24 protein-coding genes and 1 tRNA gene are annotated in these 26,448 nt (G+C 44.5%); 9 read left to right on the top strand and 16 right to left on the bottom strand.

Annotated features, from left to right (window positions below):
- Positions 1-14 precede the first annotated feature (14 nt).
- Complete coding sequence (locus tag IPG41_05455) at positions 15-1,112, top strand: deoxyguanosinetriphosphate triphosphohydrolase (protein QQR54608.1); 1,098 nt, start codon at positions 15-17, stop codon at positions 1,110-1,112.
- Here the strand turns inward: IPG41_05455 and IPG41_05450 are convergent.
- Positions 1,099-2,310 carry a PrsW family intramembrane metalloprotease gene (locus IPG41_05450; protein QQR54607.1) on the bottom strand — a complete coding sequence of 404 codons (1,212 nt, stop codon included), beginning with the start codon at positions 2,308-2,310 and terminating at the stop codon, positions 1,099-1,101. The two genes, IPG41_05455 and IPG41_05450, sit on opposite strands and share 14 nt — an antisense overlap.
- Before the next feature lie 22 nt (positions 2,311-2,332).
- On the opposite strand from IPG41_05450, the gene nrdR reads away from it, so the two are divergent.
- Together nrdR and IPG41_05440 are read left to right on the top strand one after the other, a co-directional pair.
- Positions 2,333-2,782, top strand: coding sequence for a transcriptional repressor NrdR (nrdR, locus tag IPG41_05445; protein QQR55665.1), 450 nt, complete (start codon positions 2,333-2,335; stop codon positions 2,780-2,782).
- 91 nt (positions 2,783-2,873) lie between these two features.
- Positions 2,874-3,947 carry a L,D-transpeptidase gene (locus IPG41_05440; protein QQR54606.1) on the top strand — a complete coding sequence of 358 codons (1,074 nt, stop codon included), beginning with the start codon at positions 2,874-2,876 and terminating at the stop codon, positions 3,945-3,947.
- 2 nt (positions 3,948-3,949) lie between these two features.
- Here IPG41_05440 and IPG41_05435 read toward each other — a convergent pair whose 3' ends face one another.
- Both IPG41_05435 and IPG41_05430 read right to left on the bottom strand, forming a co-directional pair.
- Entirely contained in the window at positions 3,950-5,191 is a 1,242-nt protein-coding gene (locus tag IPG41_05435; GenBank protein ID QQR54605.1) for an HlyC/CorC family transporter, read from the bottom strand.
- A 42-nt stretch (positions 5,192-5,233) separates the two neighbouring features.
- Positions 5,234-6,631, bottom strand: coding sequence for a hypothetical protein (locus tag IPG41_05430; GenBank protein QQR54604.1), 1,398 nt, complete (start codon positions 6,629-6,631; stop codon positions 5,234-5,236).
- Between the two features lie 94 nt (positions 6,632-6,725).
- On the opposite strand from IPG41_05430, the gene argS reads away from it, so the two are divergent.
- The 3 genes from argS to IPG41_05415 all read left to right on the top strand — a co-directional run bounded on the left by argS (position 6,726) and on the right by IPG41_05415 (position 10,526).
- Positions 6,726-8,510 carry an arginine--tRNA ligase gene (gene argS / locus IPG41_05425; protein ID QQR54603.1) on the top strand — a complete coding sequence of 595 codons (1,785 nt, stop codon included), beginning with the start codon at positions 6,726-6,728 and terminating at the stop codon, positions 8,508-8,510.
- An 80-nt stretch (positions 8,511-8,590) separates the two neighbouring features.
- Positions 8,591-10,351 carry a DUF4153 domain-containing protein gene (locus IPG41_05420; protein ID QQR54602.1) on the top strand — a complete coding sequence of 587 codons (1,761 nt, stop codon included), beginning with the start codon at positions 8,591-8,593 and terminating at the stop codon, positions 10,349-10,351.
- Between the two features lie 85 nt (positions 10,352-10,436).
- Positions 10,437-10,526: transfer RNA gene (locus tag IPG41_05415), tRNA-Ser, on the top strand.
- 187 nt (positions 10,527-10,713) lie between these two features.
- Here IPG41_05415 and IPG41_05410 read toward each other — a convergent pair.
- The 4 genes from IPG41_05410 to IPG41_05395 form a co-directional block, all read right to left on the bottom strand.
- On the bottom strand, positions 10,714-11,994 hold the full coding sequence (locus IPG41_05410; GenBank protein ID QQR54601.1) for a recombinase family protein: 1,281 nt from the start codon (positions 11,992-11,994) through the stop codon (positions 10,714-10,716).
- 66 nt (positions 11,995-12,060) lie between these two features.
- The gene (locus tag IPG41_05405) at positions 12,061-13,422 is read right to left on the bottom strand and encodes an ATP-binding protein (protein QQR54600.1); all 1,362 of its coding nucleotides are present in this window, start codon (positions 13,420-13,422) and stop codon (positions 12,061-12,063) included.
- Between the two features lie 83 nt (positions 13,423-13,505).
- The gene (locus IPG41_05400; protein ID QQR54599.1) at positions 13,506-14,156 is read right to left on the bottom strand and encodes a hypothetical protein; all 651 of its coding nucleotides are present in this window, start codon (positions 14,154-14,156) and stop codon (positions 13,506-13,508) included.
- Between the two features lie 12 nt (positions 14,157-14,168).
- Positions 14,169-17,234, bottom strand: a complete 3,066-nt coding sequence (locus tag IPG41_05395; protein ID QQR54598.1) for a DNA methyltransferase — start codon at positions 17,232-17,234, stop codon at positions 14,169-14,171.
- A 102-nt stretch (positions 17,235-17,336) separates the two neighbouring features.
- Here IPG41_05395 and IPG41_05390 point away from each other — a divergent pair, with 102 nt between their 5' ends.
- Positions 17,337-18,827, top strand: coding sequence for a TM0106 family RecB-like putative nuclease (locus IPG41_05390; protein QQR54597.1), 1,491 nt, complete (start codon positions 17,337-17,339; stop codon positions 18,825-18,827).
- Here the strand turns inward: IPG41_05390 and IPG41_05385 are convergent.
- The 9 genes from IPG41_05385 to IPG41_05345 form a co-directional block, all read right to left on the bottom strand.
- Positions 18,824-19,894: a hypothetical protein gene (locus IPG41_05385; GenBank protein QQR54596.1), complete on the bottom strand. Its 1,071-nt coding sequence runs from the start codon at positions 19,892-19,894 to the stop codon at positions 18,824-18,826. The two genes, IPG41_05390 and IPG41_05385, sit on opposite strands and share 4 nt — an antisense overlap.
- Before the next feature lie 250 nt (positions 19,895-20,144).
- Positions 20,145-21,245, bottom strand: coding sequence for a hypothetical protein (locus IPG41_05380; GenBank protein ID QQR54595.1), 1,101 nt, complete (start codon positions 21,243-21,245; stop codon positions 20,145-20,147).
- Positions 21,199-21,621: a hypothetical protein gene (locus IPG41_05375; protein ID QQR54594.1), complete on the bottom strand. Its 423-nt coding sequence runs from the start codon at positions 21,619-21,621 to the stop codon at positions 21,199-21,201. Before IPG41_05375 ends, IPG41_05380 begins: the two co-directional genes overlap by 47 nt.
- Positions 21,614-22,030 carry a helix-turn-helix domain-containing protein gene (locus IPG41_05370; GenBank protein ID QQR54593.1) on the bottom strand — a complete coding sequence of 139 codons (417 nt, stop codon included), beginning with the start codon at positions 22,028-22,030 and terminating at the stop codon, positions 21,614-21,616. Before IPG41_05370 ends, IPG41_05375 begins: the two co-directional genes overlap by 8 nt.
- Entirely contained in the window at positions 22,027-22,806 is a 780-nt protein-coding gene (locus IPG41_05365; GenBank protein ID QQR54592.1) for a site-specific DNA-methyltransferase, read from the bottom strand. The genes IPG41_05370 and IPG41_05365 overlap by 4 nt, the downstream gene beginning before the upstream one ends.
- Positions 22,766-24,040: a DNA modification methylase gene (locus IPG41_05360; protein QQR54591.1), complete on the bottom strand. Its 1,275-nt coding sequence runs from the start codon at positions 24,038-24,040 to the stop codon at positions 22,766-22,768. The genes IPG41_05365 and IPG41_05360 overlap by 41 nt, the downstream gene beginning before the upstream one ends.
- Before the next feature lie 91 nt (positions 24,041-24,131).
- Complete coding sequence (locus tag IPG41_05355) at positions 24,132-24,689, bottom strand: hypothetical protein (GenBank protein ID QQR54590.1); 558 nt, start codon at positions 24,687-24,689, stop codon at positions 24,132-24,134.
- Between the two features lie 43 nt (positions 24,690-24,732).
- Positions 24,733-25,014, bottom strand: a complete 282-nt coding sequence (locus tag IPG41_05350) for a DUF3892 domain-containing protein (GenBank protein ID QQR54589.1) — start codon at positions 25,012-25,014, stop codon at positions 24,733-24,735.
- Between the two features lie 11 nt (positions 25,015-25,025).
- Complete coding sequence (locus tag IPG41_05345) at positions 25,026-25,202, bottom strand: hypothetical protein (GenBank protein QQR54588.1); 177 nt, start codon at positions 25,200-25,202, stop codon at positions 25,026-25,028.
- Positions 25,203-25,328: 126 nt separating this feature from the next.
- On the opposite strand from IPG41_05345, the gene lexA reads away from it, so the two are divergent.
- Positions 25,329-25,946, top strand: coding sequence for a repressor LexA (gene lexA / locus IPG41_05340; GenBank protein ID QQR54587.1), 618 nt, complete (start codon positions 25,329-25,331; stop codon positions 25,944-25,946).
- A gap of 8 nt (positions 25,947-25,954) precedes the next feature.
- Positions 25,955-26,446, top strand: coding sequence for a hypothetical protein (locus tag IPG41_05335; protein QQR54586.1), 492 nt, complete (start codon positions 25,955-25,957; stop codon positions 26,444-26,446).
- Positions 26,447-26,448: the final 2 nt, after the last annotated feature.

The raw sequence follows: 26,448 nt of genomic DNA, 5'->3' as shown, positions 1-26,448 counted from the left end.
TCTAAAATGAGGCTATGATTCTTTCTGCTCAAGACTTGGCCCAAAACGAAGCCCGCGTGTTGAAACCGTATGCGGTTTTGAGTAAAGAATCGCGCGGGCGGGCTCATCCTGAACCTGAAGATGTTCAGCGATTGCCTTTTCAAAAAGACAGAGATCGCATTATTCATTGTAAGGCTTTCCGTCGTTTGAAGGGCAAAACTCAAGTGTTTGTGGCGCACTATGGCGACCATTATCGCACGCGGCTTTCGCATAGTTTGGAAGTGGCTCAGGTGTCGCGAGATTTGGCACGCATGTTGGGACTGAATGAAGATTTGGCAGAGGCCGTTTCCCTGGCGCACGACCTTGGGCACACCCCGTTTGGACACGCCGGTGAACAGGCTTTGGATGAATGCCTGCGGCCTTACGGACTGGAGTTCGAGCACAATCGTCAAAGCCGGCGCATTGTAGAAGAACTGGAGGACTCTTACCCTCATTGGCGCGGACTCAACCTGAGTCGCGAAGTGATTGAAGGGCTCATGAAACACGAAACTTCTTGGGATCATCCGGCCTCGGCTGTAGAGCAGGCTGGAGATATGAACTGGGTGAGACCTTCGCTCGAGGCACAAATTGTGAATTTTGGAGATGAAATTGCCTATCAAAATCATGATGTGGATGATGGGCTGCGCAGTGGCCTTTTTGAAGAAAAAGATTTGCAAGACTTGGTGCTGTGGAAGGAGGCACAAGACCGTGTTTTGAAAGAATATGGCTCGATTGCAGATGAAAAAATCCGCTGGTCTCGCACGGTGAGTAAAATGATCAGTCTGATGATTGCAGACCTTGCGGAAGAAACTTCGCGGCGCTTGGCGACGCAGTCGATTCAAACCTTAAAAGATGTTTATGCATGCCCTCTGCCGCTGCTGTGTTTTTCGGAAAAAATGAGTCAGGCCAATGTGGAACTCAAGAACTTTTTGATGACGCGACTCTACTTCCATCCCACGGTTTTGGAACTCTCTAAAAAAGGACAAGAAACGATTCGTACCTTGTTTAAAAAAGGCATTGCGGAAGGGAAGCCTCCAGAAGAGCTTAGGGATTACATTGCGGGCATGACGGACGGTTTTGCTAGCGAGGCTTAGGAATGGTGGGAATTTTGGGTCCGTTTGAAGGGGGCGGTGGAAGAGGAGTCACGGCAGGGGTGCTTTGAGGGGCCTGTTTTTCTTTGAGCATTTCAATGAGCACTTTTTGCTTGATGAGGGCACGCATGCTGGTGTCTTCCATTTGGGCGTCTTGAGTTTTGAAGAGCGAAGAAAAGGAGTTTTCCAAATTGTCTAACTTTTGCTTGTCCATGGCCTTGGCTTGGAAGAGTTGCACCACTTTGTTGTCTGGGTCGCGCATGAGGAGGCGTTGGCAGATGTCGACCACGTCTTTGTGGCGGCCTTCGCGAGACCACATACCGAGCAGTTCTAAAACCACATCCACATCGCGCTTGGCCATGCTGGCACTGCTGCCGCTGGCTGAAAAAACAATGTTCCCGGCCTTATGCGCCAGCAGGTAAAGCAAGTAGGCGAAGCCGAGTCCCACGATGAGGATTACGGGCAAGAACTGGCTGAATTCGAGGGCAAAATTAAAGGCGGTATGAATCGCCATGGCGATGAGCAGACCCTTGAGTTGAGTCCATTGTTTGAAAGCAGATGCCTCGTCGGTGCCCAGAATTTTAGAAAGGATGTAAATGCTGCGATTTTTTTCACCCAGATAAAGATTTGTCTCTAAAATGGGTTTAGCAAATTTAGCGATGCCGTAGAAATAGCCGAAAATTCCTGAAAAAACCATGTGTCCACAGACGGTGAAAATGGAACGGAAAATCACGGGAAATAAAAATTCTCCGACATTGCCGGAGGCTTGCCAGATGCCATAAAAGTAAAAGATGTTTTCGGTGAAAGCAAAGCCGAGTCCCGCTAAAATGGAATATTTGACCGCATCATTGATGGTTTGAATGCCGATTTTGGTTTTATCGATGGTGCGAACGACTCCGCTTTTCACCCATTCCTCTAAAATGCCCACCACCAGCAGGGTTATTAGCGCCGCGATGTGGGCTTCGCCGATGTTTTCGGAAATCACGCGGTAAACGTCCAGGTCGGGGAACCAAACCCAAAGGTAGTCGTAAAGCAAAATGAGTGGCACCACGGTGAGCGTGCCCAAAAAGAAGGCCAGGAGTAGCGGCCCGCGAGAGGTGCGGCGGCCTTTGAAGATCACGTAAGACCAAATGAGCGCAGGCAGGGCGGCGAGGCCGACCATGATGGCGATTTGGATCAGCTCCTCTTGTGTGAAACCCATGAACATGACACTATTTAAGCTGATGATTTGTCCTAAATGCAAACACAAAAGCACTTCTGTAGTGGACTCTCGTGAAGCCAACGAGGGTCGATCCATTCGAAGGCGCCGAGAATGTGAAAAATGCGAACATCGCTTCACCACCTTTGAAAAAGTGGAGACGGCGAATTTTATTGTGATTAAAAAGGATGGATCACGTGAAAGTTATGACCGCGATAAAGTGGAGCGCGGCGTGTGGCGAGCGTGTGAAAAACGCCCCGTGACGCAAGAGCGCATTTCGCATATGATCGATGGCCTGGAAGAGGTGTGGAGCGCCAGCGGAAAGGAGGTGCCGGGCGACATCATTGGGCGCGATGTGATGCATGCCCTTAAAATGATTGATGAGGTTTCTTACATTCGATTTGCCTCCGTTTACAGGCAATTCAAAGACGTGGAGAGCTTTAAGCAGGAACTGCAAAAACTGTTGGAGCGCTAGAGGGGGATGGTTCTTGTACAGGTTAAGCAAGAACTTTTGACATGCCTTCTTTTTTCTGTTATAATTCTGAGATTTCTTCAAAAACAAAAATATGAAACTCCAACGTCCTATTCTGACCGTCCTCTTTTCCTCCGCTTTCTTTATAGGGACGCTCAGCATCGGGCTGATGAATCACGCCACGTTGAGTGCCTCTATTTTTCGTGGAGGAGAGACCGAGGAAGTGAGCACGGGGCTTGAGATGGAAATGAAAGATGCTCCTGAAAAAACAGGGGAATGGACTTATTGTGACTATCAAACTCCTGAACTCCCTCAATACAATGTGGAACTTGAATCGCTTTCGGTGAGCCAAGATGTGCCTCAAGGTGGCGTGCTGGCCGTGGACATGATATTTAAAAACACCGGAGACACTCGTCTTTTCTCTTGGAACAGCGGCTGCGTCAACGTGCCTATGCTCAGTGTGGGCACCCAAAAGCAACAAGATCGCATCAGCTTGTTTTCAGCACCTGAATCGGCTTTGGCCGGCTGGACCAGTGGCACTCGCATTGCCATGGACGACCCCTATGCCGATCCCGGGCAAAGTTTTCATGTGCGTTTTGAAAGCATTGCTCCCGCCAAGGACGATATTTATCGTGAATTTTTTCAACCCGTCGTGGAAGGTCAGGCTTGGATTGGAGAAATTTTTGCCGTGGACATTCCCGTGGGAACCCCGACTGAAAGCATGAAGGCCAATCTCAACTTTGTGGTGGATGAATCTTTGGCGGTTTCTGAATTGGAAGGTTTGGAACGCAACTTGCTCATCGACCTTTCCGACCAAATGATGCGTGCTCGCTTTGGAGAAAAAACCGTGTGGAGCATGCAAATTTCTTCCGGGGCTTGGGACACGCCCACCCCCACCGGCAATTATGAAATTTTGACCAAGCAAGAACTGCGCATTGGGGCTAAATGGCCTCACTATCGCATGCCTTATTTTCAACTGTGGGATTGGCGCGGTTATGGAATCCATGCCCTGCCTTACTTGGCCAATGATGGGGGAACCTTTTGGTCCGAAGCGTGGAATCACATTGGAATTCCGGTGAGTCACGGATGCATTCGCACCTTGCCTGACGATGCCGTGAAGATGTACGAGTTCACAGAAATTGGGACGCCTTTAACAGTACAGCGGTAGGCTTAACTCAACTTCTTCAAGGTCACCTTGAGGATGGTGCTGCGGAGCATTTGTTTGACGGTGAATTGCCAGTTGCCCACCGTGATGCTTTGACCTTCGCGAGGGAGGTAGCCGAGTGTGTCCATGATGAGGAAGCTGACGGTTTTATATTCGGGGTGTTTGAATTCGAGTTCGGTGAGCTCCATGATGTCGTCGAGTTCGGTGCGGCCCGAAAGTTCGTATTCGTCGGGGGCGATTTTTTTGATGTTTTCTTCGTCTAAATCTTGTTCGTCTTCGATGTCCCCCACCAGTTCTTCCAAAAGATCTTCCATGGTGATGAGCCCTGCTGTGCCGCCAAATTCATCCAGCAAAATGGCCATGTGTTGGCGCTTCTTTTTGAATTGATGAAAGAGGTCTTTTACGTGGATGCTCTCGGGCAATTTGAGCGGTGTCATAAGGTCTATTTGACGCAAGCTGACGGACTCGGGTTCTTCTTCTTCGTGGTAGGATTTGAGCAAGGTTTTGATGGAAAGAATGCCCACAATATGATCGATGTTGTCGCGGTAAATAGGAATGCGAGTGTGGGTGTGGGCGACCACGAATTCGGTGGCATCGTCGAGATGATGGGTTTCGGGCAGTGCATCGATGTGCACACGGGGGGTCATGATTTCTTCGGCACGGATGTCGTTGAATTCAAGCACGTTTTCGATGAGTTCAAGTTCTTGGTGATCAATGCTGCCTTCCTCCGCGCCAATGGATGCCATGGCGATGAGTTCTTCATCCGTCACTTGAATGTGGTGTTGGGCACCAAATAGCTTGAGCATGGTGTTCACCAAAAAATCTAAAACAACAATGAATGGCGTGAGGAGTATGCCAATGACGTAGAGTGGAGGTGCAAAGGCGGGACCGATGGTCTTGGCGTAAGTGGTGGCGAGGGATTTAGGCAAAATTTCTCCAAAAATAAGGAGCACGGCAGTGAGCACTCCCATGGCAATCCCAATTCCGGCATCATCAAAAAGACGCGTCATCACTACGGTGGTGATGGCCGACACCGCTACATTCAAAAAGTTATTGAGCAGCAGAATTGTGATCAGCGTTTTGTGGTGGGCTTGCTTGAGTTTGGCCAAATAGCCCGCACCTTTGACCTGGTTTTCTACCAAAGTTCGAACCTGAGCGGGGGTGAGCGAAAGCAGAGCCGTCTCACACGCCGATGTGAGGGCAGAGAAAACCAGAAGGATTAGAACGAGCGCAAGATCGGGGTCCAAAGAGTTCGAGAAAAAAGTAGAACTTGGTTCAGTGTAACACAGTTAGGCAGCTAGGCCAAGTTTAACCGTCTCTTTTTGATCCAATTCAGCTTCTACTCGTCTCATCAGGTCTTTCAACACCCCAAGCTCTGTGGGTGATTTTGGGAAAGCAAAAAGAAATTGGGTCCCTTCTTCTCTGTTGAGAGCGGTACTGAGCATCATGCCATTTTCAGCCAAGAGTTCGTATGTTTCTTTCATTCCCAATCCTGATCCTCCTCGACGTGCACGGACTCTTTCTAAGAAAATAAGTTCACACAAGTCTCTCATCGTAAACATGTCGGCAGCGTTAAAAGCTCCACCTTGAATGACTCGAAGAGGGGCAGGGAGTTGCTCGCCCGCACGGTTGTGAGTCCAATGAATGGTTTTCTCAACTGCGGAGTGAAAAAGAGCCGTCAAATCCAAGCCTCCAATGTGATCATTGTAATGTAGAAATAAGACCCCTTCTCGTTCAAAGAATCGCAAGTGAATGGTTTGCTTTTCTTTCGCTATTTTTCGCTCTTGTATGATTTTAGCTGCGTTCTTGAATACATTTAAGAAAATTAGGTGAAGTGCATCGGGTGAAGCTTTCAAAATGGAGTTCACCCCCTCTTCTTTTTCCACTTCAATGGAAATATGGGTAAGAGGAGCTTCCATATTATTGAAACGAAAGGCCTGGGCGTTGGCCGTCACTTCCATGAATGCGCTAATATCCATTTCTTCTAACAACAGTTGATGTTTTGCCATCAGGCGTCTCAGCAGCAATTGGTGACAAGCTATCAAATGCTGGAATGCATGCCCCGCAAAATGGGCATATCCATAACTCATTTCAGCTTCTACTTTCATGTCTAGATTTTCTGGATGATCCTCTGCAAATGCTCTGTTGCTAGAGGCCTCGTGCAGGTAGAGCAAGGGGTAGGTGTTTACTCCATTGAAGTCATGCAGCAATTGAGCTAAGCCATCTGCAATGTTCTGTTTTCTAGACTCTTGTAACGCTGCTATGGCTTCTGTGAAACTACCAAGGGTGCGAGAAATCTTGTAAAAATACATTGCGGACTGCGCCTGTAGATCCACACCCTGCTTTCCTCTTGCTTCGAACTCTGTTTGAAGCTCTGCTTGAATTGCTGCACTCAGAGCATCCATTTCCTCAAGACTCAGCCTTTGCCAGTAGAGCCGATCTAAATCAAACTTCTTTGCCGTGCTTCTCAATAGGTCTATATAAAAATGGAACTCCTCGCATAACCACTCTAAGATCGATTCTTGCAACGCTTCCCTATCTTCAGGCTGGGCATCGGCCAAAAATCCTTTCACCAAGCTTACTAATTCATCAACGTGATAGGTCTTCCCTTGAGTTTCACGTTTCCATCTTGAGGCTATGTCTAGGTTTTCACCGTCTGATGGTTTATCGGAAGCTAGATCTGTCATATTCGGTATACAGAGGCATTGATTTTACACTAATGTTATGTTTTGTCAATTTTATAGAGTAGTGGGCTTTGTTTTTTCCTGATAAAACTCTGGTATGAAAATCCTCTCCCAAGATTTAGCGGTTTTACTTTCTCAAGCCACGCTGGATGCCTTCCCAACTTTGAGTGGGGAAGAGGTTTTGAATGCCCTCAGTGTGGATGAGCCGCGCGATGCCAAGCATGGGGAGTTTGCCACGGGACTTGCGATGAAGCTGTCGAAGCGAGTGGGCAAGGCGCCGCAGGCGATTGCAGAAGCGATTATTGAACATTTCCCCAAGGATTACCGTGTGCAAGCGGTGGAATTTGCGGCTCCTGGCTTTTTGAATTTGAAACTTTCGGATGCCTTTTTGCAAGAAGGACTCAAGCAGCTGGAAAGTGGTTTTTCGGTGGAACGAGGTGTGGACGGCGGGGCAAAAGAAGAGCGCCCTTGGATTGTGGAATACAGCAGCACGAATGCGGCCAAGCACATGGGGGTGCATCACATCATCACGACGATTTTGGGCGATGCCCTTGCGAACTTGATTGAATTCATGGGCCACGAGGTGATTCGCATCAATCATCTAGGCGATTGGGGGACTCACTTTGGAAAACTGATTTATGCAGTAGAAGAATGGGGCGACAAAGCGGCGATTGAAAAAAAACCCAATGATGAACTGACGAGGCTGTATGTGAAGTTTCATGAAGAGGCGGAGAAAGATTCCAACTTGGAGGGAAAGGCACGTGACATTTTCAAGGCTTTGGAAGAAGGCGACGAAGAGCGTTTGGCGCTTTGGAAGTGGATGGTTGAGGAAAGTGTGGGAGATTTGAAGAAAATTTTTAAGCGTTTGGGGGTGGAGTTTGATCACATCACGGGGGAGAGTTTTTATTTGAACAGGACTGACGAAGTGATTTCTGACGGGCTGCAAAAAAAAGCCTTTGTGGAAGGCGAGGGAGGGGCGCTCATTTACCCGATGGGGCTCGATGCGAAGGGGGAGGAGATGACTCCGGCGCTGATACGAAAAAGCGATGGCACGACTTTGTATTTGACGCGTGACCTGGCGACGATCAAATATCGGGTGGAAACCTGGCATCCGGAAGTGATTTTATATGTGGTCGACCATGCCCAGTCGCTGCATTTTGTTCAAAACTTTGCAGTGGCTCGGGCGCTGGCTTACGACCGTTTGCCGACTGCGAGTGTAGAGGCCATGGTGACGAGCCTGGAACACATCTCTTTTGGGCGGATGAGTTTTGGGGATCGGGCCATGAGTACTCGCAAGGGAAATGTCATTAAACTCACTGAAATTTTGGATGAAGCGGTGAAGCGAGCCGGGGCTTTGGCGGCGCAGCGAGCGAGTGAATTGCCTCGTGAAGAGCTCTACGCGCTTGCCGAAGGGGTGGGTGTGGCGAGCGTGAAATATGGCATTTTATCTCAAGACCGAAATAAGGATTTGGTTTTTGACTGGGATAAAATCATCACTTTAGAAGGAAATTCAGCGCCTTACTTGCTTTATTCGTATGCGCGGGCCAGTAGTATTTTGCAAAAGGCTGAGGCCCAGTTTGGGCTTTTGGATTTGAGTGGACTGCCCCTGCTTTGTGAAGATGCCGAGAAAGCGATGGTGAAAAAAATGCTCAAATTCCCGGAGGCGCTGCAAAGGGCTTTGGAAGAGCGTAAACCTCATATTGTGGCCACTTTTTTGTATGAGCTTTGCCAAGAATTCAATCGTTTTTATGGCACCGTACAGGTTGTGAATGCCGAAACGGAAGCGGCTCGTCGCGCGCGACTGGGCATTGTTAAATCCTTTTTGCAAGAACTCAAGTGCGGACTTTCCATTTTGGGGATTCCTGCTTTGGATCGAATGTGAGTGGCTTTGAAGCTTTGGTCTTTTTTTGGATGGCCTCTAGAGAGGCGGTGTAGTAAATTGGAGACAATTAAATTTTTACTATGGCTTTCCTCCCTACGCCGAACTTTTCTTTAAGTCATTTAGCATCCACAGTCGCTCGTTTTCCACTTGCGCTTTTGAGCAGTGCGCTGTGCACCGGGCTCTTGATTGGGGCCAGTAGAATGAATCCTTACCCTGAAAATGTGGATCAAGCTCTCTCTTCGCTTTTTATTGGAATTTTATTATTCGGAGGATTGGCCTTGCTTGCGGAACGGCTGCGACTTCGGTCTTGGCTGATTCAACTCATGGGGATACCTTTGCTTTATCTCTTGGTTTATTCTGTTGAGCCGAGTGGTTATTGGGTGGACCTCGATATGCTCCATCTGGGCATGATTTTTGTGGCTTCTCTGGCGCTGGTTTTTGTGGGACCTTATGTGCGAAATAATAAGGAGGAGCAGGGTTTTTGGAACTATAGCATTGCCACCTTGTCTAGTGCGCTGATTGCCATTGCGACGGCTCTTATTCTTTGGCTCGGCTTCAGTCTGGCCATTTTCTCTATTCAGGAGTTGTTTAACGTCACCATGAGCTACACTTGGACTCAAGATTTTGGCTATTTCTTTTGCATTCTTTTGGCCAGTCTCGTTTTTTACATGGGGATTCCCACGGACTATAAGGACCTTCAAAAACAAGCTCCCGCTGAAAAAATGATGCGGTCTTTTGTGCTTTATATCAGTTTTCCTTTGCTGCTCACTTATTTTTTGATTTTGTCTGTTTATGTGGTGAAGATTTTAGCCACTCAAGACTGGCCAGAAGGCTTCGTGGCCATGCCTGTTTTGCTCTTCACTTTGCTCGGCTACGGCACTTACGCTTTGCTTTTTTTGCTGCGCAACGAAAAGGTCAATAAACTGATTGGAAGGTTTCTCCAGGTTTTTCCTTGGACTACGATTCCTTTCCTTTTGGTTTATTTTGTAGCCTTTTGGAAGCGCATTGAACCTTATGGACTTACGGAAGAGCGTTATTTGGGCGTACTGCTTGGCTTGGTGCTATTGGGCTGGAGCCTTTATTATGCCACCCAAAAGAAGGCGAGTTTGCGTTGGATTCCGCTGAGTGTGGTGATTGTGGGCTTGCTATGCAGTGTTGGTCCATGGAGCCCCAGGGCTCTCTCTGAGTGGAGTCAAATGAGTCGTTTAGAAAGTGTTTTGACTCGAACAGGGATTTTGGTGGAAGGCGAGATTGTTCCCCTTGCAGAGAACACTCTTTCAGATGAAGACGGTGATGAAATTTTCTCGAAAGTGGAGTACTTGGTCAACCATCATGATGGCGATGCTTTTTCTGCTTGGTTTGGAGAAGGGGCCAAGGGAATGAGCAGCGAAGATGTTTTACGAAAAATGGGTCTTGAACATTATGATCCTTACGAAGGTCCTACTGATTATTTTGATTTTGGGACTGATGGGGATGAGGTTTTGACAGCGGCGGGTTATGATTATGCTCTTCAATACATTGGATACGTTGGGTCTTTTAATGGCTTGTATGAATTGCCGAATGGGGCGGGCACTCTCACGATTGACTTACTGGAGTACTCCCAGATCATGCAGTTTGAGTTCAATGACCAGGTTTATGAGGTGCCTTTGACGGATTTAATGACTCGCCTAGAAGCAGAAGGGCGTGTCGACAGTCTTCTCCCTCGTGAGGACTTGAGCCTGACTTTTGAAGAAGGTCGTTTTAAGGTGAAAATTTATTTCAATTCTATCAATTGGTCTAGGATGGATGATGTCCTTCAGTCTACGGCTGTGGACTGTGAGGTCTTCTTGAGCGTGAAATAAGGCTTGCCCTGGCGAGCCTGGCCCCCTAAAATGCGGAGGCTGAGTTTTGGCTCCGCTTTGCGGTGGTGGCAAGATGAGGCTCAACGGAGAGGTGGCCGAGTGGCTGAAGGCACCACACTGCTAACGTGGCAGACCCTAAAAAGTCTCGAGGGTTCAAATCCCTCCCTCTCCGCCACTACGTGCATCATTTGAACCTATGACCCTAAGACCTAGGGTGATAGAGAGTCGAATTTTGCCGTGCAGGATAAAAGTGGGCTTCTGTTGAATGGGGAGTTTTTGTTTTAGGGCTAGCAAAGGGTCCAATTCCCGACATCTAGAGTGGAAGGGGCATTGGGAGAAATCTGCAGATGTAGCGTGGTGAGCTATTCAATTTTCGTATCATCCAACCAGACCTTTCCACCTTTAAGGTACAATTGGCCCTCTAAAGTGGATAAAAAATCCTTTTTCTCTACTGGAGTTCCTTTCTTCAGGATGTAGTGGATGTATTCTTGTTCGGTCAGTTTTTTCGCCCCTTCGCCCATTGTGATTTCGTGAAGCTCGTTCATCTTTTGGACTTCCCGAATTATTTTCTTATGGATCCGAAGCTCTTTGCTTTTAAATTCATCCACAAGCTTGGCGATGCTTTCAACCAGCTCGTCTTCACGTATATACTTTTCATGACACATCTTAGTTCCTCCATATCGATTGCATCTGTAGTAGGTGTAGCTCTTGGAGTGTCTGTTGATGTGAGTTACGCCACAAATGCCTGAATTACATGAGCCGCATTTGAATAGGCGGCTGAAGTAGAAGCTTTTGTTTCCCCACTTGCTCTTTTCAAACGTTTTTATAGCCTTCTGTGCCGCCTCCCACTGATCTTTGGTGATAATTGGTTCGTGAGTACCTTCGTACCAATTGCCGCTGCCTTCGGGGTATTCAAATTCGCCGTAGTAGAACCGCTCTTTGAATACTCGGTAGGTCATGCTCAGCGTTACATGCTTTCCTTTTCTTGTCCTAAAGCCTTCCTTCGTAAGGAGTTCGTTTATTTGTCTTCCGCTGTAGCCACTGACGGTGAGGTAGTCGAACATTTTCTTAATGAAGGGAGCACGTTCGGGATCTATGAGTATTTTGCTCTCCATCGAAAGTTTCTCGGGGTCACGGTAAATCTTGTAGCCCAGTGGTTGGACACCTGGCCTTTTGCCCCTCTCACATTTTGCCCTAAGTCCACGTTTCACGTTCTTACCACGATTGTCATTCTCCAACTTTGCCTGACTACACAGAATCATCAGGAGGAACTTCTCATTTGGGGAGTTGATGAAGGTTTGTCCATGTGTCCGAATGTTGACTAACTTACCATCGTCCATCATGTCCACTATGTCTCCTAAATCCCCTGCGTTGCGGCTCAAACGATCTGGGGCCCATGTTAAAATGGAGTTGAACTTTCCATCAGAAAGCCCTTTGAGCATCTCGTTGAATTTAACTCGCACTCCTTTGGCTTTGGCGCTTTTGCTTTCCTCCATGACCTCTACAACGTTGAGACCTTCCTGTTCGGCAATCTGCTGCATCTCATGAATTTGAGAGTCGATGCTCATGGCCTGTCTTTCATCCGATTCTGAGGACTTTCTGGCGTAGAGGCAGTACTTCAGAGGTTCATCTAAATCTGTCATAGTAGGTGGGTTAAGGCCTACCCACATAGATGACACAATGGATCGTGATAGCTAGAGCGAATACTCCTATTCCTCAAGCTGAATGATCATGGGCAAATTTGACCTTACGGCTTTTCCTGTAATGATGGCATGATATCGTTTCAAGTTTGGAAGTGTCTTAACCAAGTTTTGTCCGATATAGTTTCCTAAAAATGTGAAACTTGTTTCATCAAAAGCTTGAAAACAAATGACGGTGTTACACTGTGTCAAAACTGTTTTGGAAACGTTTGCTGTTCGTTGTGCAATGACAAGCAATCCAACCCCATACTTTCTTCCCTGTAATGCAATCTGACTCATCTTACTTACAAGTGCTTTACTACTACCATAATCGCCTAAATCTCCTAGGAAGTTTGTCTCTGGTATTATCGTGTGAGCTTCTTCGAGCACAATACATATTTTCTGTCCGCGATTTTGTTTTGCATAAGAGAAGACTGCTTCTAAAAACAACTGAGTGAATTCCAAAACGAACATCGTATTAGACAGTTCAGGGAGCTCAAAAAGTGCAATTTTATCTTTTGACTCCATAAACGTTTTCACATAGCCCCCAAGTTTTTCATTGATCTTCTTTTTGTACTCTAAAAGTTTCGTTTTGTCCGCATTTCTCGAGCTAGCCTCAGTCTCTTTCTGTGCGATATCTGCTTCAAGTTGACTCAGGTCTGACGTACCGATTAACGCCACTGGATTCAAACTAGACATGCTTGTTTTCCATTCACCAGTAAAATCAACACAAATAACTTTAGTATCTTGAGACAACTCTCGAATAATTTTACGCGCTAAGTGAGACTTACCCGCCCCCGTTACTCCCAATAATGCCGTATGGTGACTTACGGCTTCATTAAGATCTAAGACCGATGGCAGTGACGTTCCTGGTATTACACCGATCTTAAAATCGGGATATTTATGTGCTATTGGATTTATATCCGAAGTGTCTGCTTTAAATACAGGAGTATTAATCGATGGCACCCATCCAAACTTCTGAAAAGACAGGTCAAATGCTTGCCATTCGCCCAATTGGATCGCTTCACCTCTAATATATCCAGTTTCATTTCTGCCCTCGAGATTTTCTGATTGAGTTAACCCACCAAAAACTTGATAAAATAGTCTTTTATCGCCGACTCTAAGTTCAAGCAGATCGCCTTCTTGGAGGTCATCTTTTTTCTTTGAGTATTCGAATAGTATTCGTCCAATTTCTGAGCCCTCAATGATGACGCCTACAAAATTCTCTATATTCAGTTTTTCGATCAAAGCTTGTTTCTCTTCGGCGTTAGTTATTTTATAAACGATATTATTGTCAGATTTCTTTCTCTTCTCTTCTATTTCTCCCAACTGCAATACTTTTGCCCACTTTTCCTGGTTCAGCAAATAAGTGTCAAACACAATCCCTGACATAACATACTCACTTGAATCTTGCATCGAGTACTTGCATTTGACTAGGTCGAACTTTTTTATGGATTTGCGATCTTCATGCAATCTTACCAAAAACATTTTTTTGACTGAACGCCAAAAATAACTCCGATCTCATCTGCATCCTTAACTTTTTTTCTGATAGAAAAAGTATTGGTCAACTCATTGGGATCTATGGCCATAATGGTTCCCCATAAAACAAGTAAGAACATGAACTGCCCAGCGAAAATTTTACTAAGCCCATCGGCATCTATATTTACGTATAAGAAAAGAAAAAATACTGCCGAATAGATGACCTTCCCCTTTCCAATGATGACTGCTAAATTTTTTAAAAAATTTGCTAGTCTATTCCTTATATGTTCTGGACTTTTATTCTCATCTTGAAGTCCAATTGAAATGAGCGATATAGAGAGAGCTAGTAAAAGCACTACAACTGCTATCCACCATAATGGTCTATTGACGAAGTCGCTCTCTACAGAAAGAAAAACCAGTAACAATGGTATGACATTTGTAATTACATTTCTCGGTGACGAGTAATATGGCTCAATAAATAAAACTGAAAAGAGAACCATAAAAATTCCCGAATAAAACCAAAGATCTTCAGTCTGCGTACTAGGTAAAAAACTTTTCGAAAAATAATAATTTGATGCGATGAAAACTCCGATGAATATGAAAAATAAGAAGAACCTGTTTTTCAGTAATTTTCCGATCAACTCCATACCAAAACACGGTTAAAAAGTAACCACCTTATCTATATTCTCCATCAATTCAACTGTCTCTTTGAGAGCAACTATCATTTTTTGGTAATGCTCAATGTCTTCAGAACTTAGGGTACGTTCCTGACGGTCTTTAAGCCATTTTTGAGCAGGCTGATAGCCTCCAATATAGAAATCCCACATCACTTTGGGAACACTTCCGAAGTACTGAGTGCCATTAATATAGACCTTGCCGTCATCATATTTCGGGTACTTTTTCTCAACTATGTTCGAACCTCCAATTGGAAAGGTCGTCATGAATTCGTTGACACTGGAATCTTCCAACAAATGGAGGCCTCGGAGTTTTCTGCCAAGTTCCATAAGTTTTTTGAAGATTTTTTTGTCTTTTGGATAAGGGATACGAGGGAAGTCGATTTTTAAGAATTCTTTATATTTTTCACGATAGTCCTGAGAATGGAGAACGGCATAAATATAGTCAAGAATGTCTTCGGGTTGGGTTATATCAACCGTCTCATTGATTTTGTCCCAAATTGTTTGATCAAGATTTGGAATACGATCACCACTATCAGGCTGAAGGTACAATGGGAAGGCATACGAATTATCAAGTGATGAGAGTAAAGACTTATCCGTTACATACCTTGAAACAAATACTGGTTCATACTGTTTTCGAATGTGTTTGCATAAATTTAGAGCGATATTTCCTTGCAAAAGGTTTGACATTATTTCTCCCCTTGGACGGGCCATAACACCCTTGGAATTTCCCGAATAGATAGTCCACCTTTCATCAAATGGTCTATATGCAATCTTCGTTATTTTGGAATCTGCAATGTCACTCTTTGCATTACAGTAGCGCCAATCTTCCGTTTCACCGGGAAAATTATACTTAATCAAAAAATCATCTTTATCTAATTCATTCAGATCAGCCAACAAGTTTTCCGCACTTTTTCTGTTGAGCCAAATTAACTGAGAATCCCTTGCTGTAGCAATACCCATTGAGGACATCACAAATAATTCATCAATTTTAAATCCACGATTATACAGAAGTTCTGAAGAGAAATCCTTGGGTACAAAGAAATAATATGGCTCAACTGTTTTCAACTTTTCCCACTTAATTGTTTCGAAATCAAACTGGTCTAGCTTTTCATATTTTTCCTTTTGCTTACCGAATAACTCTGAATGATAGACATTCGCCATTCCTTTGCAATCACCATTCTTGATAAATAAATTGATTGAAACACCCTGCATAATGTTAAAAACATTCTCATCCTTACCTCCATCAGGTGCTACTTCTTTCTTTTTTGCATTTCCATGTAAGTCTAGAATGTAAATCTCATCAAAAGTTTCCATCAAATGTTTACGCATCTGCCGATGAGTCACTCCATCAATGAATGAATTATTTGTAATCATTGCTACTACACCACATCCACTCTTTTCAATTTGATGTTCTGCGAAACGTATAAATTTGATGTAGTCATCTGATAGTGATTGAATATTTCTTTCATTTAAGTTCTCTTTGTAAACCGAAATCAAATCCATAATGCTAACTCCCTTATTTGCTGAACTGACAGAATATGGGGGATTTCCCAGCACAACCATGATTGGCAGTTCCGACTTAATTCGTGAAGCTTCATGGGATTCCTCGGTCAACCATTGACTCATAAATAAATTTGGCACTTCATGTACGGACTCTTCTAAGCTATTGGTGAGCCAGACTGACAGTCTTTCGTCTCCACTGTAACCCAGCTCTTTTAGCGTTACGCCTAACTTTAAATGAGCCATAGTGTAGCTGGCCATCATCAATTCAAAGCCGTGAATCCGTGGTAGCAGGTGGTCCCTAACATAGGACGACCATAAACCTTCTTGGCCTTTGAAAGACTTAAAAATCACATTGATGACCTCATTCAAAAAGGTTCCTGTGCCAACGGCAGGATCAAGTACTTGCACCCTATGGATCTGGTTTTTCTTTCTTTTGATCCCGTCTTTTCTTCGAGCATCTTCGGCTTGAATCTTCTCTTGATGGTCAATCGTACTCGTGTCCGCTAAGCCCTTTGGGAGGTTGAATTTAGTTTTCAAGATTTCATCAACGGATCTCACAATGAACGAAACGACAGGCTCTGGGGTGTAATAGACCCCTCGATTTTTACGCAGCCCTTTGTCGTATTCAGCCAGGAATGTTTCGTAAAAATGAAGGACGGGATCTTTTTGCTTCGTAGCGAATTCCTTATGCATCAGTTCATACACATTTGTGCTCAGATATGCTTCGACTAGGCTGTCTACCAACCATGCTATTTTTGGGTCATAATCTGTACCTGCTACGTGTCCGAAGAATTTTTTCAATAAAGGGTTTGAGGCTGGCAATAGGTCTTGAGCCTCATGCCTCGAAAAGGTTTTGATCGTCGAATCGTAGTAGCGAGCTACGAATAAGCCATAAACCAAAGTCTGTGCATACATGTCTGCAAACTCTTGTTCGGAGAGTTCTCTAATCAGCACTTCTTTAAAAGTTTTGTACTGTGCGTAAATGTCCGAATCAGGATTTTCAGTCAGAGAAGCCAGTGCATTATCTCTCAAAATTCGTGCCTTGCTCGCCATGATTTCTGCCAGTTTCCTTGCAGACCTAATCGTGCGATGAAACGGAGTGATGTAGTCCTGAATGATATTTGCAAAACGCTCAAATTCCGACTGTCTGGCAATGATTTGATCTCCACTTTTATCTGCAATGGAAATCGCAACCACTTCACCTTCCTCACTCAAAATTTGGAAATTAAAATAATTCGTAAGCAAAATTCTTCCGAATGCTTCAACGTATCGGTTTGCCTGTTTCTGAACTTCTGAGTTGGTGATATCAACCGTTACATCCTTACACTCGGCATAGGCTACTGGCGTTGCTCCGCTCTTGAATAAAAAATCGGGAGCGTTACCTCCCGTGTAGGCTGGCTCATTAATCACTTGAATCTCTGGCTTCAGTCCTTGAATCAACCTTTGAAAAGCTGGCCTATAAGCATGCTCACGCGCATCCCCAGACTGGAGTATTTTTTGTATCTCAACAAGATACTCGTGGATTATTTTATTTGAGTCAGCCATGTTGGTTTAATTTGCTCCTGTACTTTAGATCAAATCATCTGAAATTTAAAGCGCATCAAGTCTTGCTACACAACAATGACCTTTTTTGCTAAGCTCAACTCAATGAAAATCACCGCTTCCCACCTCTACAACTACAATGCCTGCCCTCATCGAGTATGGCGAGATGCCCACGATAATCCAAACCTGAGGGACGATCCGAATGAGTTTGTTCAGCTCCTTTGGGAAAAAGGGACTCAATATGAGAAGCAAGTTCTGGAAGGGATGAAAGGGGATCGTATTATTTTGGATCTCTCTGTAGTACCGAAGGAAGAACGTGCTCAAGCCACTCTGAACGCCATCGAAAATAAAGTACCTCTCATTTATCATGGCCGTCTTGAAGTTGACGACCTTTTGGGAGAGCCTGACTTATTGGAGCTACAGCCTTCAGGAGAATATGTGGCTATCGACATCAAGTCTGGGATGGGAGTTGCGGGAGGTGATGATTTTGAAGAAGGCAAACTTAAGAAGCACTATGCCCTTCAACTTGCTCTATATACGGATGCGCTAAGAAGGCTTGGATTTGCCACTCACTACCTCGGAAAAATCTATGATAGCACGGGACAACTCGTTGACTACGCTCTAGATCAGCCGAAGGGAGTTAAAGCCAAAGAAACTTGGTGGGAATTTTATGAAGAAGCTCTGATGTACGTCGGAAATATTTTAAAAAATGCTATCCATACCAAAGCTGCTCTTGGAAGTATTTGTAAGCTCTGTGTTTGGTACACGGACTGCAAAAAAACTTGCATCGAGGACGACTACCTCTCCCTGATCCCTGAGCTTGGACGAGCGAAGCAAGATGCTCTAGAAAGTATTGCCACTACTGTCCGTAAACTCGCTGATTTAGACCCTGCAGACTACATCGATGCCAAGGGCAAAGTAGACATTCCTGGTGTTGGCAAAGCAACTTTGGAAAAGTTCAATAGAAGGGCAAAGCTCATTGCTGATGATGTGAAAGAAGTCCAAATCCTTGAGGCTTTCACTTTGCCTGAAAGGCCTATCGAGCTGTACTTCGATATCGAAACAGACCCTACTCAAGATGTGGTTTATCTACATGGAGTCGTTGAACGACGAATGAACGATCCTGAAAAGACACAATTCCATGCCTTCTTGTCTAAAGGTGTCAGTAAGGCTGACGAACGTTTGGCTTGGGAAGAGTTTTGGAATTATATCCGATCTCTCCCTGATGCATTTTCCGTTTACTACTACAGTAAATATGAACGTACACAGTTTAGAGCTTTAAGAGAAAAACACCCGAGTGTTGTTTCTGAGGAGGAGTTGGAACATTTTTTTGACAACGAAGCCTCTATAGACCTCTACGAATATGTAAAAAAATACACCGAGTGGCCTACTTATAACTACTCCGTCAAAACACTAGCTCAATTCTTAGGATTCAAGTGGAGAGACTCCAATCCCTCTGGAGCTGCTTCCATTCAATGGTTCAACGAGTGGTGTAAAGATCAGGTTCCAGACAAGATGCAACGCATCCTCGATTATAACGAGGATGATTGCGTTGCGATGTTGGTGCTAAAGGACGAGCTGATGAAACACATCTAGCCCTTTATGAAACCTTGGAGTGCTTTTATGATCTGATCACAGTTCGCAACTACCTCGTCAGTCTTCAGGTAAAGGTCTGAAAAGTTATTGGGATCGACCCTGTCGACAGATGATACTTTTTGCAATTTCAGGGCTTCGTACAGCTTTTTCTTTTGAGCTTCGTCGTTCAGATAGTTGAAGTAGAAAACTGCTTTGCCGTCGGATGATGCGGTGAAGAATGCTCGAGGACAAACGGTGGAGAACCTTGGCTTGAGCGAGGCTACTTTCGCCCCTGTTCCTATGTCTAGTTCTTCCGCGTTATTTCTCAGAAATTCATAGAGTTTCGTGAAGCATTCAAACTCTGCCTTGCTCAGTCTTTTTTTGGCATCATCCATAAGCCCATGTATATCCCAATTTTTCCTAGGTGTATTTGTACCCTTTACCGCAATGTCTTTTTTAACTTCCGCACCAAATAATCTCGGGATAATGATCTCAAAAGAATCGTGCTTGTAATATTCCAACTCAACGGCATAAACGTCGAACTGGCTGTTCTGGTTTAAAAAAACAATCAAGTCTTTGAGCCTTTGGTGGAGTTGATCCATGAGGACTACAAACTTGAAGTTTCCTTCGTTCAAATTGTCCTTCACATTGTTCCAGAAAATGGACACGTCCTCTTCTTCGAAACCAAAGAATTCTCTCAGTTTTGTGTCGACTGGCATACCAAAGAATCTCTGACTCGCACGATCTATTTCAGCGATAAATTCAGGCAAATTATTCCCATTCTTCCAAAGCGATGCTCCGTAATCTAAAACCTGAGCAACCACGGTTCTTTTGTCTGCATTTTTATAGAGTTTAGTCTCAACCAAGTAAATGTTCCCCTCTGCATCGACCCCAAGAGCGTCGATAGGACCGCTGTTGGTTGGGTACTCACGGATGAGGATTAGTAGCTGAATATCTTCCTTGATGTCATAGAGCGGAATTGAGCTTGGGTTCTCGTAAATATAGCGTTGCAGGTGGTCCTCTCTATCAAAATTCGACTGTTGTATTTTTTGAGCGTTTTTCCCTGCTTTTGATACAATAATGGTCATATTTTTGGATTTAAAAACAAAAGGGACAACCTGACTTGGCAGTCCCACATTATTGGCTCACGCAGAGTCAATTCAGCAGGCAAGTAGGTTGCCCCAGCTTGCACTGAATTGACATATAAATATGCGTGAAATCGGAATGTAGGACTGCGTGCGTATCCTACAACACTCGGCCTCTGTTGGAAATGGAATCGCATCTGTATAGGGTTAAGTCCCACTACACAGATGCCAGAGCCACGGTGAATAGCTAGCTTCAGAAGCGGAGTAAGTTCTTTGTTTTACTTTCTCCAGTGAATGAGCCGTAAGATTGGTGAACGACGTTGATCAGCATGGAAATGGCGTCTGGTAGGTCGTCGTGCTTCAGCCCCTCATGGAAGTTGAGTAGCTGACGTATTGGATAATTGTATTTTCGTGGGAAGAATACGTGCCCTCTCTCCATCGGAAAGGTGGCAGCCTGTAAACGACTCACTTTATCTGTGGATATGTTCTTCTCTTTCTGTACAGAGACATTGCCGTACTCAAAAAATGCCGATTCGATGTTGTTTGCCAGTAGCTCCTGTGCGCCATTGGACTCAACAATGATTCGAACCATTACTTTATGTTTTTGATCGTATTTATTGATAAACCATTTAATTTTTTGTATTAGGTCGGGAACTGTGAGCCTTTGCTCCAAATACTTTTCTAAAAAGTGGGTTTCGTACTTCGATTTAGCGATGTAAACATAGGCGGCCACTACTCCCGTAAAGTCTGCGCTTTCTTTTAGAGAGAAGGCGGGGTCAATGGATATCACCATTTCCTCTAAATGATAATCTGATCCAGAGGGTAAATCGTCTTCTCTTTGAATCCACTTTGGGTGAACGATCATGTCGTACTCAGAACTAGAAATCAGTAAGTACTCTCTGTTGAACATAAGAGTCCCTCCAACTTTTAACCTGAGTTGCTCCATCTTGTTGTCTGGGAATTTTTCAGGCCATCTTGATTTTCCGTTTTTATCTTGCAGGGGAACTTTTATGAAGATCCCCTCGTTGCCCTTATCTACCAAATTTCTCTTGAGTCTGAGGAGATAGGACTCATCATGGATGAGGTTCCCGACGAAGAAGTAGCGCGTTCGCTGGTTGTGTCCAGCTGGCATTAGGTCTGCTTGGATTTTTTGATACATTTTGTCACGAATTTCTTGAGAGCGTACGGAATCCACATCCTCAAGGTCGTCACAGATTATGAGTTCAGGGCGATGATGTCCGTACTTGATTCCTCGGTAGCCCTGATTCTGAGATACGATGGTTATCCTCGCACCGTAGTAGGTGAGATCAATGTCCGTGCTTGACCAACTTTGCCCTTCGCCATTTTTTTTCAATTTTGAAAGGCCCTAGATCTTGTTTTAAAAGCTCATTCGTTTCCAATTCAATCCTTATGTTTTCCAAATAACGTTCGGCTTGGTCTTTAGTCTTTGCCACAATCAAAACAAACTTAAGCCCCTGAGTGCCCATGATCGACCACAGAGGAAAACAAGTCGTGAATATCGTCGTTTTAGCTGACTCACGGAAGGCACTTACAATCACGTACTTGAGCTTTGTTTCCTCGCAAGCATCAAAGAAGTTTTGGTGAAAAGGCGCGAAATCATACTCCATGTGTTCATGGAAGTAGACAGACATGTAGGCCTTGATTGAGTGACGAGTAAGTTCTGGTCGGACTTTTGCACTTTTCAGTGCCTCAAAAAGAAAGTCATTCATTGGAAGAGGGGGTAAAGGAATTTTTAGTGTTTAAAAGTTTGAGGGCTTTTTGTAGAACTTCTGTTTCTGTTTTATTGAGCACATCGTTCTTTCTTTGTATGAGCTGCCTTTGTGCCAACTTTGAGTTGTAATCGATGTGATGATTTTTGAGCCAGTAAATGATTCCTGTCATGTTTCCAGACTGGATTGCCTTGATGAGTTGAGCCTCTGCAACGTCATTCACCTCATCCTTGCCACCTTGCAGAGCCTTCTCAGCAGCCTCTCTGAACTCGTCATCATCTCTGAGCCACCTGTAGTAGGTGGCTCTGCTGACGCCCATTTTTTCACAAGCTGCACGAACGATTGGCATTTTTCCTAGCTGACTTATAAGCTGTTCTTTTCGAACATCTTGCTTAGACTCTGTGGTCATGTGGATTGCGTTAAGAGAACAGGATCGATTCCTGTGAGTTTTTTGTATCGATCTACAATGACTTGGCAGTACTTGGGTTCAAGCTCCATTGCAAAGCAACGGCGTTTCGCCTGTTCCGCAGCAACAAGAGTGCTGCCAGAACCCGCGAATGGGTCGTAAACAACTCCTCCTAATTTGGATGAGTTTAGAATCAAGTGACGCATAAGCGGCACAGGTTTCATAGTGGGGTGCAGCTTGTTATTTTTTGTCTTCGGATAGATCAGAATGTTTCGATCCTTGGACTTGTAAAATTTGTGTGTCCCATGCCACCCGTACGCGATCAGCTCTGTCTGGGGAAGGTAATCGAGCCTCCCGATGTTTGCGGACGTTTTGAGCCACACAAGTAACTGTTTGAATGAAAACTGCTCGCCTTTGAGTCCGTCCAAAAGAGCGTGGATCATGCGGTCGCAGTTGAATACATAGAAAGCATTCTTATCGGCTAGGTGGCCTTTACACCCTTTGAGCCACTGCCGTGTGAACTCCACATACTGCTCGTGCGACTGGAGCTGGTCGTTGGCGATAGGGATGTGCCGACTGGACAGTTCGTCTTTGCTTTCGACAACGGCTATTGCATAGGGCGGATCTGTCGCAATGAGGTCTATTTTCTGCCCCTGCATGAGGGTCTCCACATCTTCTTTGTTTGTGGCACTCCCGCAGTAGAGGAGATGATTTCCGAGTTGTATTAAGCTCCCTCGCTCAATTGAGCTTGAGGGCTTTTTGGTTGGTGAGTTTTTCATAACGTCGAATAATTAAAGATGCGAATAAAGGATCTAGTTCTATGAGGAGGCAACGGCGGTTCATTTGCTGGCATGCTGCCATAATGGATCCGCTTCCACCGAAGAGTTCTAGGACGTAATCTCCTGGCTTGGTACAACGTCTGAGCATGCGTTCATAGATGGTTGGGCTCTTTTCCGTGGGATGGGAATAGCTTGCCGACGGAAGCCGCTTTTCAAGCCAAATGTCCAACAAGTCGAGCACGTCATCATGCGCACGATTACCCGTGCCTACCTCTTTGTTCATGATCTCAGTGAAAGATGTGTGGTAGCTGGATAAGAATGGTTTTCCACGCGTCCCATAAATCACTGGTTCAATGGTTTTATTGAAGGCAATTTGTGGCGTGACCATGGCCGAGTTTTTAATCCAAAAACACACTCGCTGACTCTTTACGCCCAGCTCTGCATAGAGAGTTTGTAATATCCAGATATACCTTTCGTCGCACCAGTAAAAAATATGTGTATCTGACTGCGAAACGGTGAGTGCGTTCTCTAAAGTTTTCTTGAGGAACGCTCTATAAGCTTCATCTGATTTGTTGTCGTTGACTTTGGTTCCTCCGTATTTTGATTTAGTCCCACCTATCCCTTTGTCGTAGGAAAGGCCGATGTTGTAAGGAGGATCGCCTGATATCAGGTGTACCTTTTTATCACCTACGAGCTTCTTTACAGTGTTTGGGTCAGTGCTATCTCCACATGCCAGCACGTGCTGGCCCAGTTGATAGAAGTCTCCTTCCTTAACAAAAACTTCTTTGATTGTTTTCAGTTCTTCCTCGATGTCAAAGTCGTCATCCTCTGTTTCGAATACGTCATCCCAGAGATTCTGTAAATCTTCAGGAGAAAACCCGACATCCGTGAGAAGGTCTAGATCAAATTCACGAAGAAGGTCAAAGTTCCATTCTCCAGTATTTTTGTTCAACCTGATATTCAATTCGCGCTCTCTGTCTTCATCAGGAATGTTGACGTAAAGCACTGGGATTTGATCGAATCCTAATTCAATAGCTGCCCTCATTCTCTGATGCCCTCCGATTACAATATTCTTCCGGTTCGGAGCATTATTGACGATAATAGGTCCTAAGAGCCCAAAGCGTTTTATGCTTTCTTTGATCTGTTCAAATGCTTCTGGGTTTATTTTTCTAGGATTGTAGGGAGAAGGGTTAAGATTTTTAATTGGAACGAGAACTGATTTTGGATTGTCCATTTGAATGGGGTTAAAAAATCGTCCCCATTTTGCTATGAACAAAAAAACGGGAGAATCTCCCGTTTTCAAACACACTTCTCCCGTTTTTGAATTATGTCCTCACCGTATTATCTACAAGATAACCCCTGTTTCGTATTCTCTTTGCAAACACCCCATTCAGGCCGATTTGACTATCTTCTAAATTCAAAAATCTTTTAGCCGCTCTGATCCCTAAACGGATTCTATCTTTCATTTTTTCTCCTTCACGTGGTGGCAGACCCTGATCCCGAAGAAGATTCTCTATCTGTCGCTCCGTACAAATTCCAAACTCATCCTGTGTTTCAATCAATGCTCGTATCACTAAAACGTGAACGGAATTCATTTTTGGATAAATTTTCTTGCCACAAACAACTACACAATCATGCTTAAAAACAATGGCTAGTTCTCCAGGTTTTGAGCGCATGATTTGGACTGTTTCCAATTCTAAATCAAATGTGTCATCCTTGATCCATCCGTGAATTACTCTTACTGGTTTCAATAGTGCTTCTTCTAACTCCTTGAGGATGTCGGCCACGTCGTTTAGTCTCTCGATAAAATTGCTCACGTTATTCGTTCCAGCGTAATCCATTTGTATCCCTGAAGCTGTGACCATATTGTTGAAATTTTGCATATCTACATTTGTGAACGGGTAGACCCATGAGCCCGATCAGTCCTTAGCGTGTTGGACACTGATCTAAAGAAAGGAGGTTGTTATTGTAATACCCATCCGCATAAGTCCGCAAATAAGGATTGTGTCCAAGCTCGCGCACAACTCCAACATCGGATCGACGACGATTGATGGGATCTAAAACATAAAACGTATCCGTCTTACTTTCGATGTTTTGAATGACCTTTTCCCTTGTCGCAAGCCAGCCGTACCCACCAAGGTGGGTGATGTGTTCGTGAGTGCTATCAATATTGGGCTTTATGATGCATGTTACCTGTAAGTCTGCCATGATAATTGTGGTTAAGGTTTATTGATTTTAGTGACGCCTTTGAAGGGTCCTGATGACTTTTTGCCATCCATGAATTTTCCGTTGTCCCCCATTTTGGTCCAAACGTCAGTCTTGGGATTATAAACTTGCTTGCGATCACGGACAGCTCCTTGTCGCCTGCCGTCACCTTTTGGAGGATTTGTTGCCATATCTGTAAAATTAAGAAACGGAACAACTATAGCGAATAAAAAGAGAATACACAAGAACTTATTACGAAAATGCGTAGACTTGGCGCTATCAGGAGTGGTATCATGTAGATGAAGTTACTCCACGCCATGCTCGAAAGTCTGACATCAAGCCAACAAAAGGTGTTTCATTATTATGAGACATTCATTCAAGCGAACCAACGTCCTCCAACTTATGAAGAGGCGGGTAGAGGTTTGGATGTGTCTCCAAGCGTTGTTTATAATCACGTCAAAAACCTAGAGAAAAAGGGGTACTTAAAATCATCCTCTAAATCAGAAGGGCGTGGTGTTGAGATTTTTGGTCATACCCAAGGCATACCAATCCTTGGCAAAATTGCCTGTGGAGAACCTATTGAGGTGTTTGAAGAGGCTTCGGAGGTCATCAGTGTGCCGAAAGGCATGTTGAAAGGAGCAGGGCCTTTTTACGGTCTTTATGCAGAAGGTTTTAGTATGATCAATGCTGGCATTAGCGATAAAGATATCCTAGTCATTCGGAAGCAAAACGATGTGGATGATGGAGATATTGGAGTGGTTATTTTAGGTGATGACCCTACTGAAGAGCGTGCTACCCTGAAGCGGGTCTACAAGAAGCCACAATCCATTATGTTGAAACCAGAAAATGCTGACTTTGAGTCCATTGCAGTAGAAAACTGCCAAATTCGTGGGAAACTTATCGGACGTATTTCGTATGAAGAAAAACCCTATTAACTCACACGATGAAAACTGACATCGGAGAATACATTGTTGGAGCCTACCTAAAACTCGTTGAAGAATGTGATGTCATCGACTACAACGTGAGGCCTACTGGCGGTGGCATCAAGGGTCTTGGCGAACTAGATGTAATCGGAATGAATTTCAAGACGAATACCGTTTTTATTTGTGAGGTCACGACTCATCTGAATGGCGTGGATTATGGTAATGGAAATGCAGGGACTGTAAAAAAAATCCAGGACAAGCATCAAAGACAAAAAGAGTATGCTGAAGAGTTCCTGTCACATTTCAAAAATAAGCGGTTCATGTTCTGGTCTCCTAGAGTTCCTAATGGAGCCATTACAAGTGAATTGAAACAAATCCAATCATTGGAGCTGGTGATCAATGGAATCTATACAGAAAAAATAACAGCCATGAGGAAGCTAGCGCGTATCAGTACAAGTGATCATGGCAATGTTTTTTTCCGTACATTGCAGATTTTGGAGCACCTCAGGTAAAG

Source organism: Candidatus Peregrinibacteria bacterium, from assembly GCA_016699145.1.
Lineage (GTDB): Bacteria > Patescibacteriota > Gracilibacteria > UBA1369 > 2-02-FULL-48-14.
This window is presented reverse-complemented; position numbering and strand designations above follow the sequence as displayed.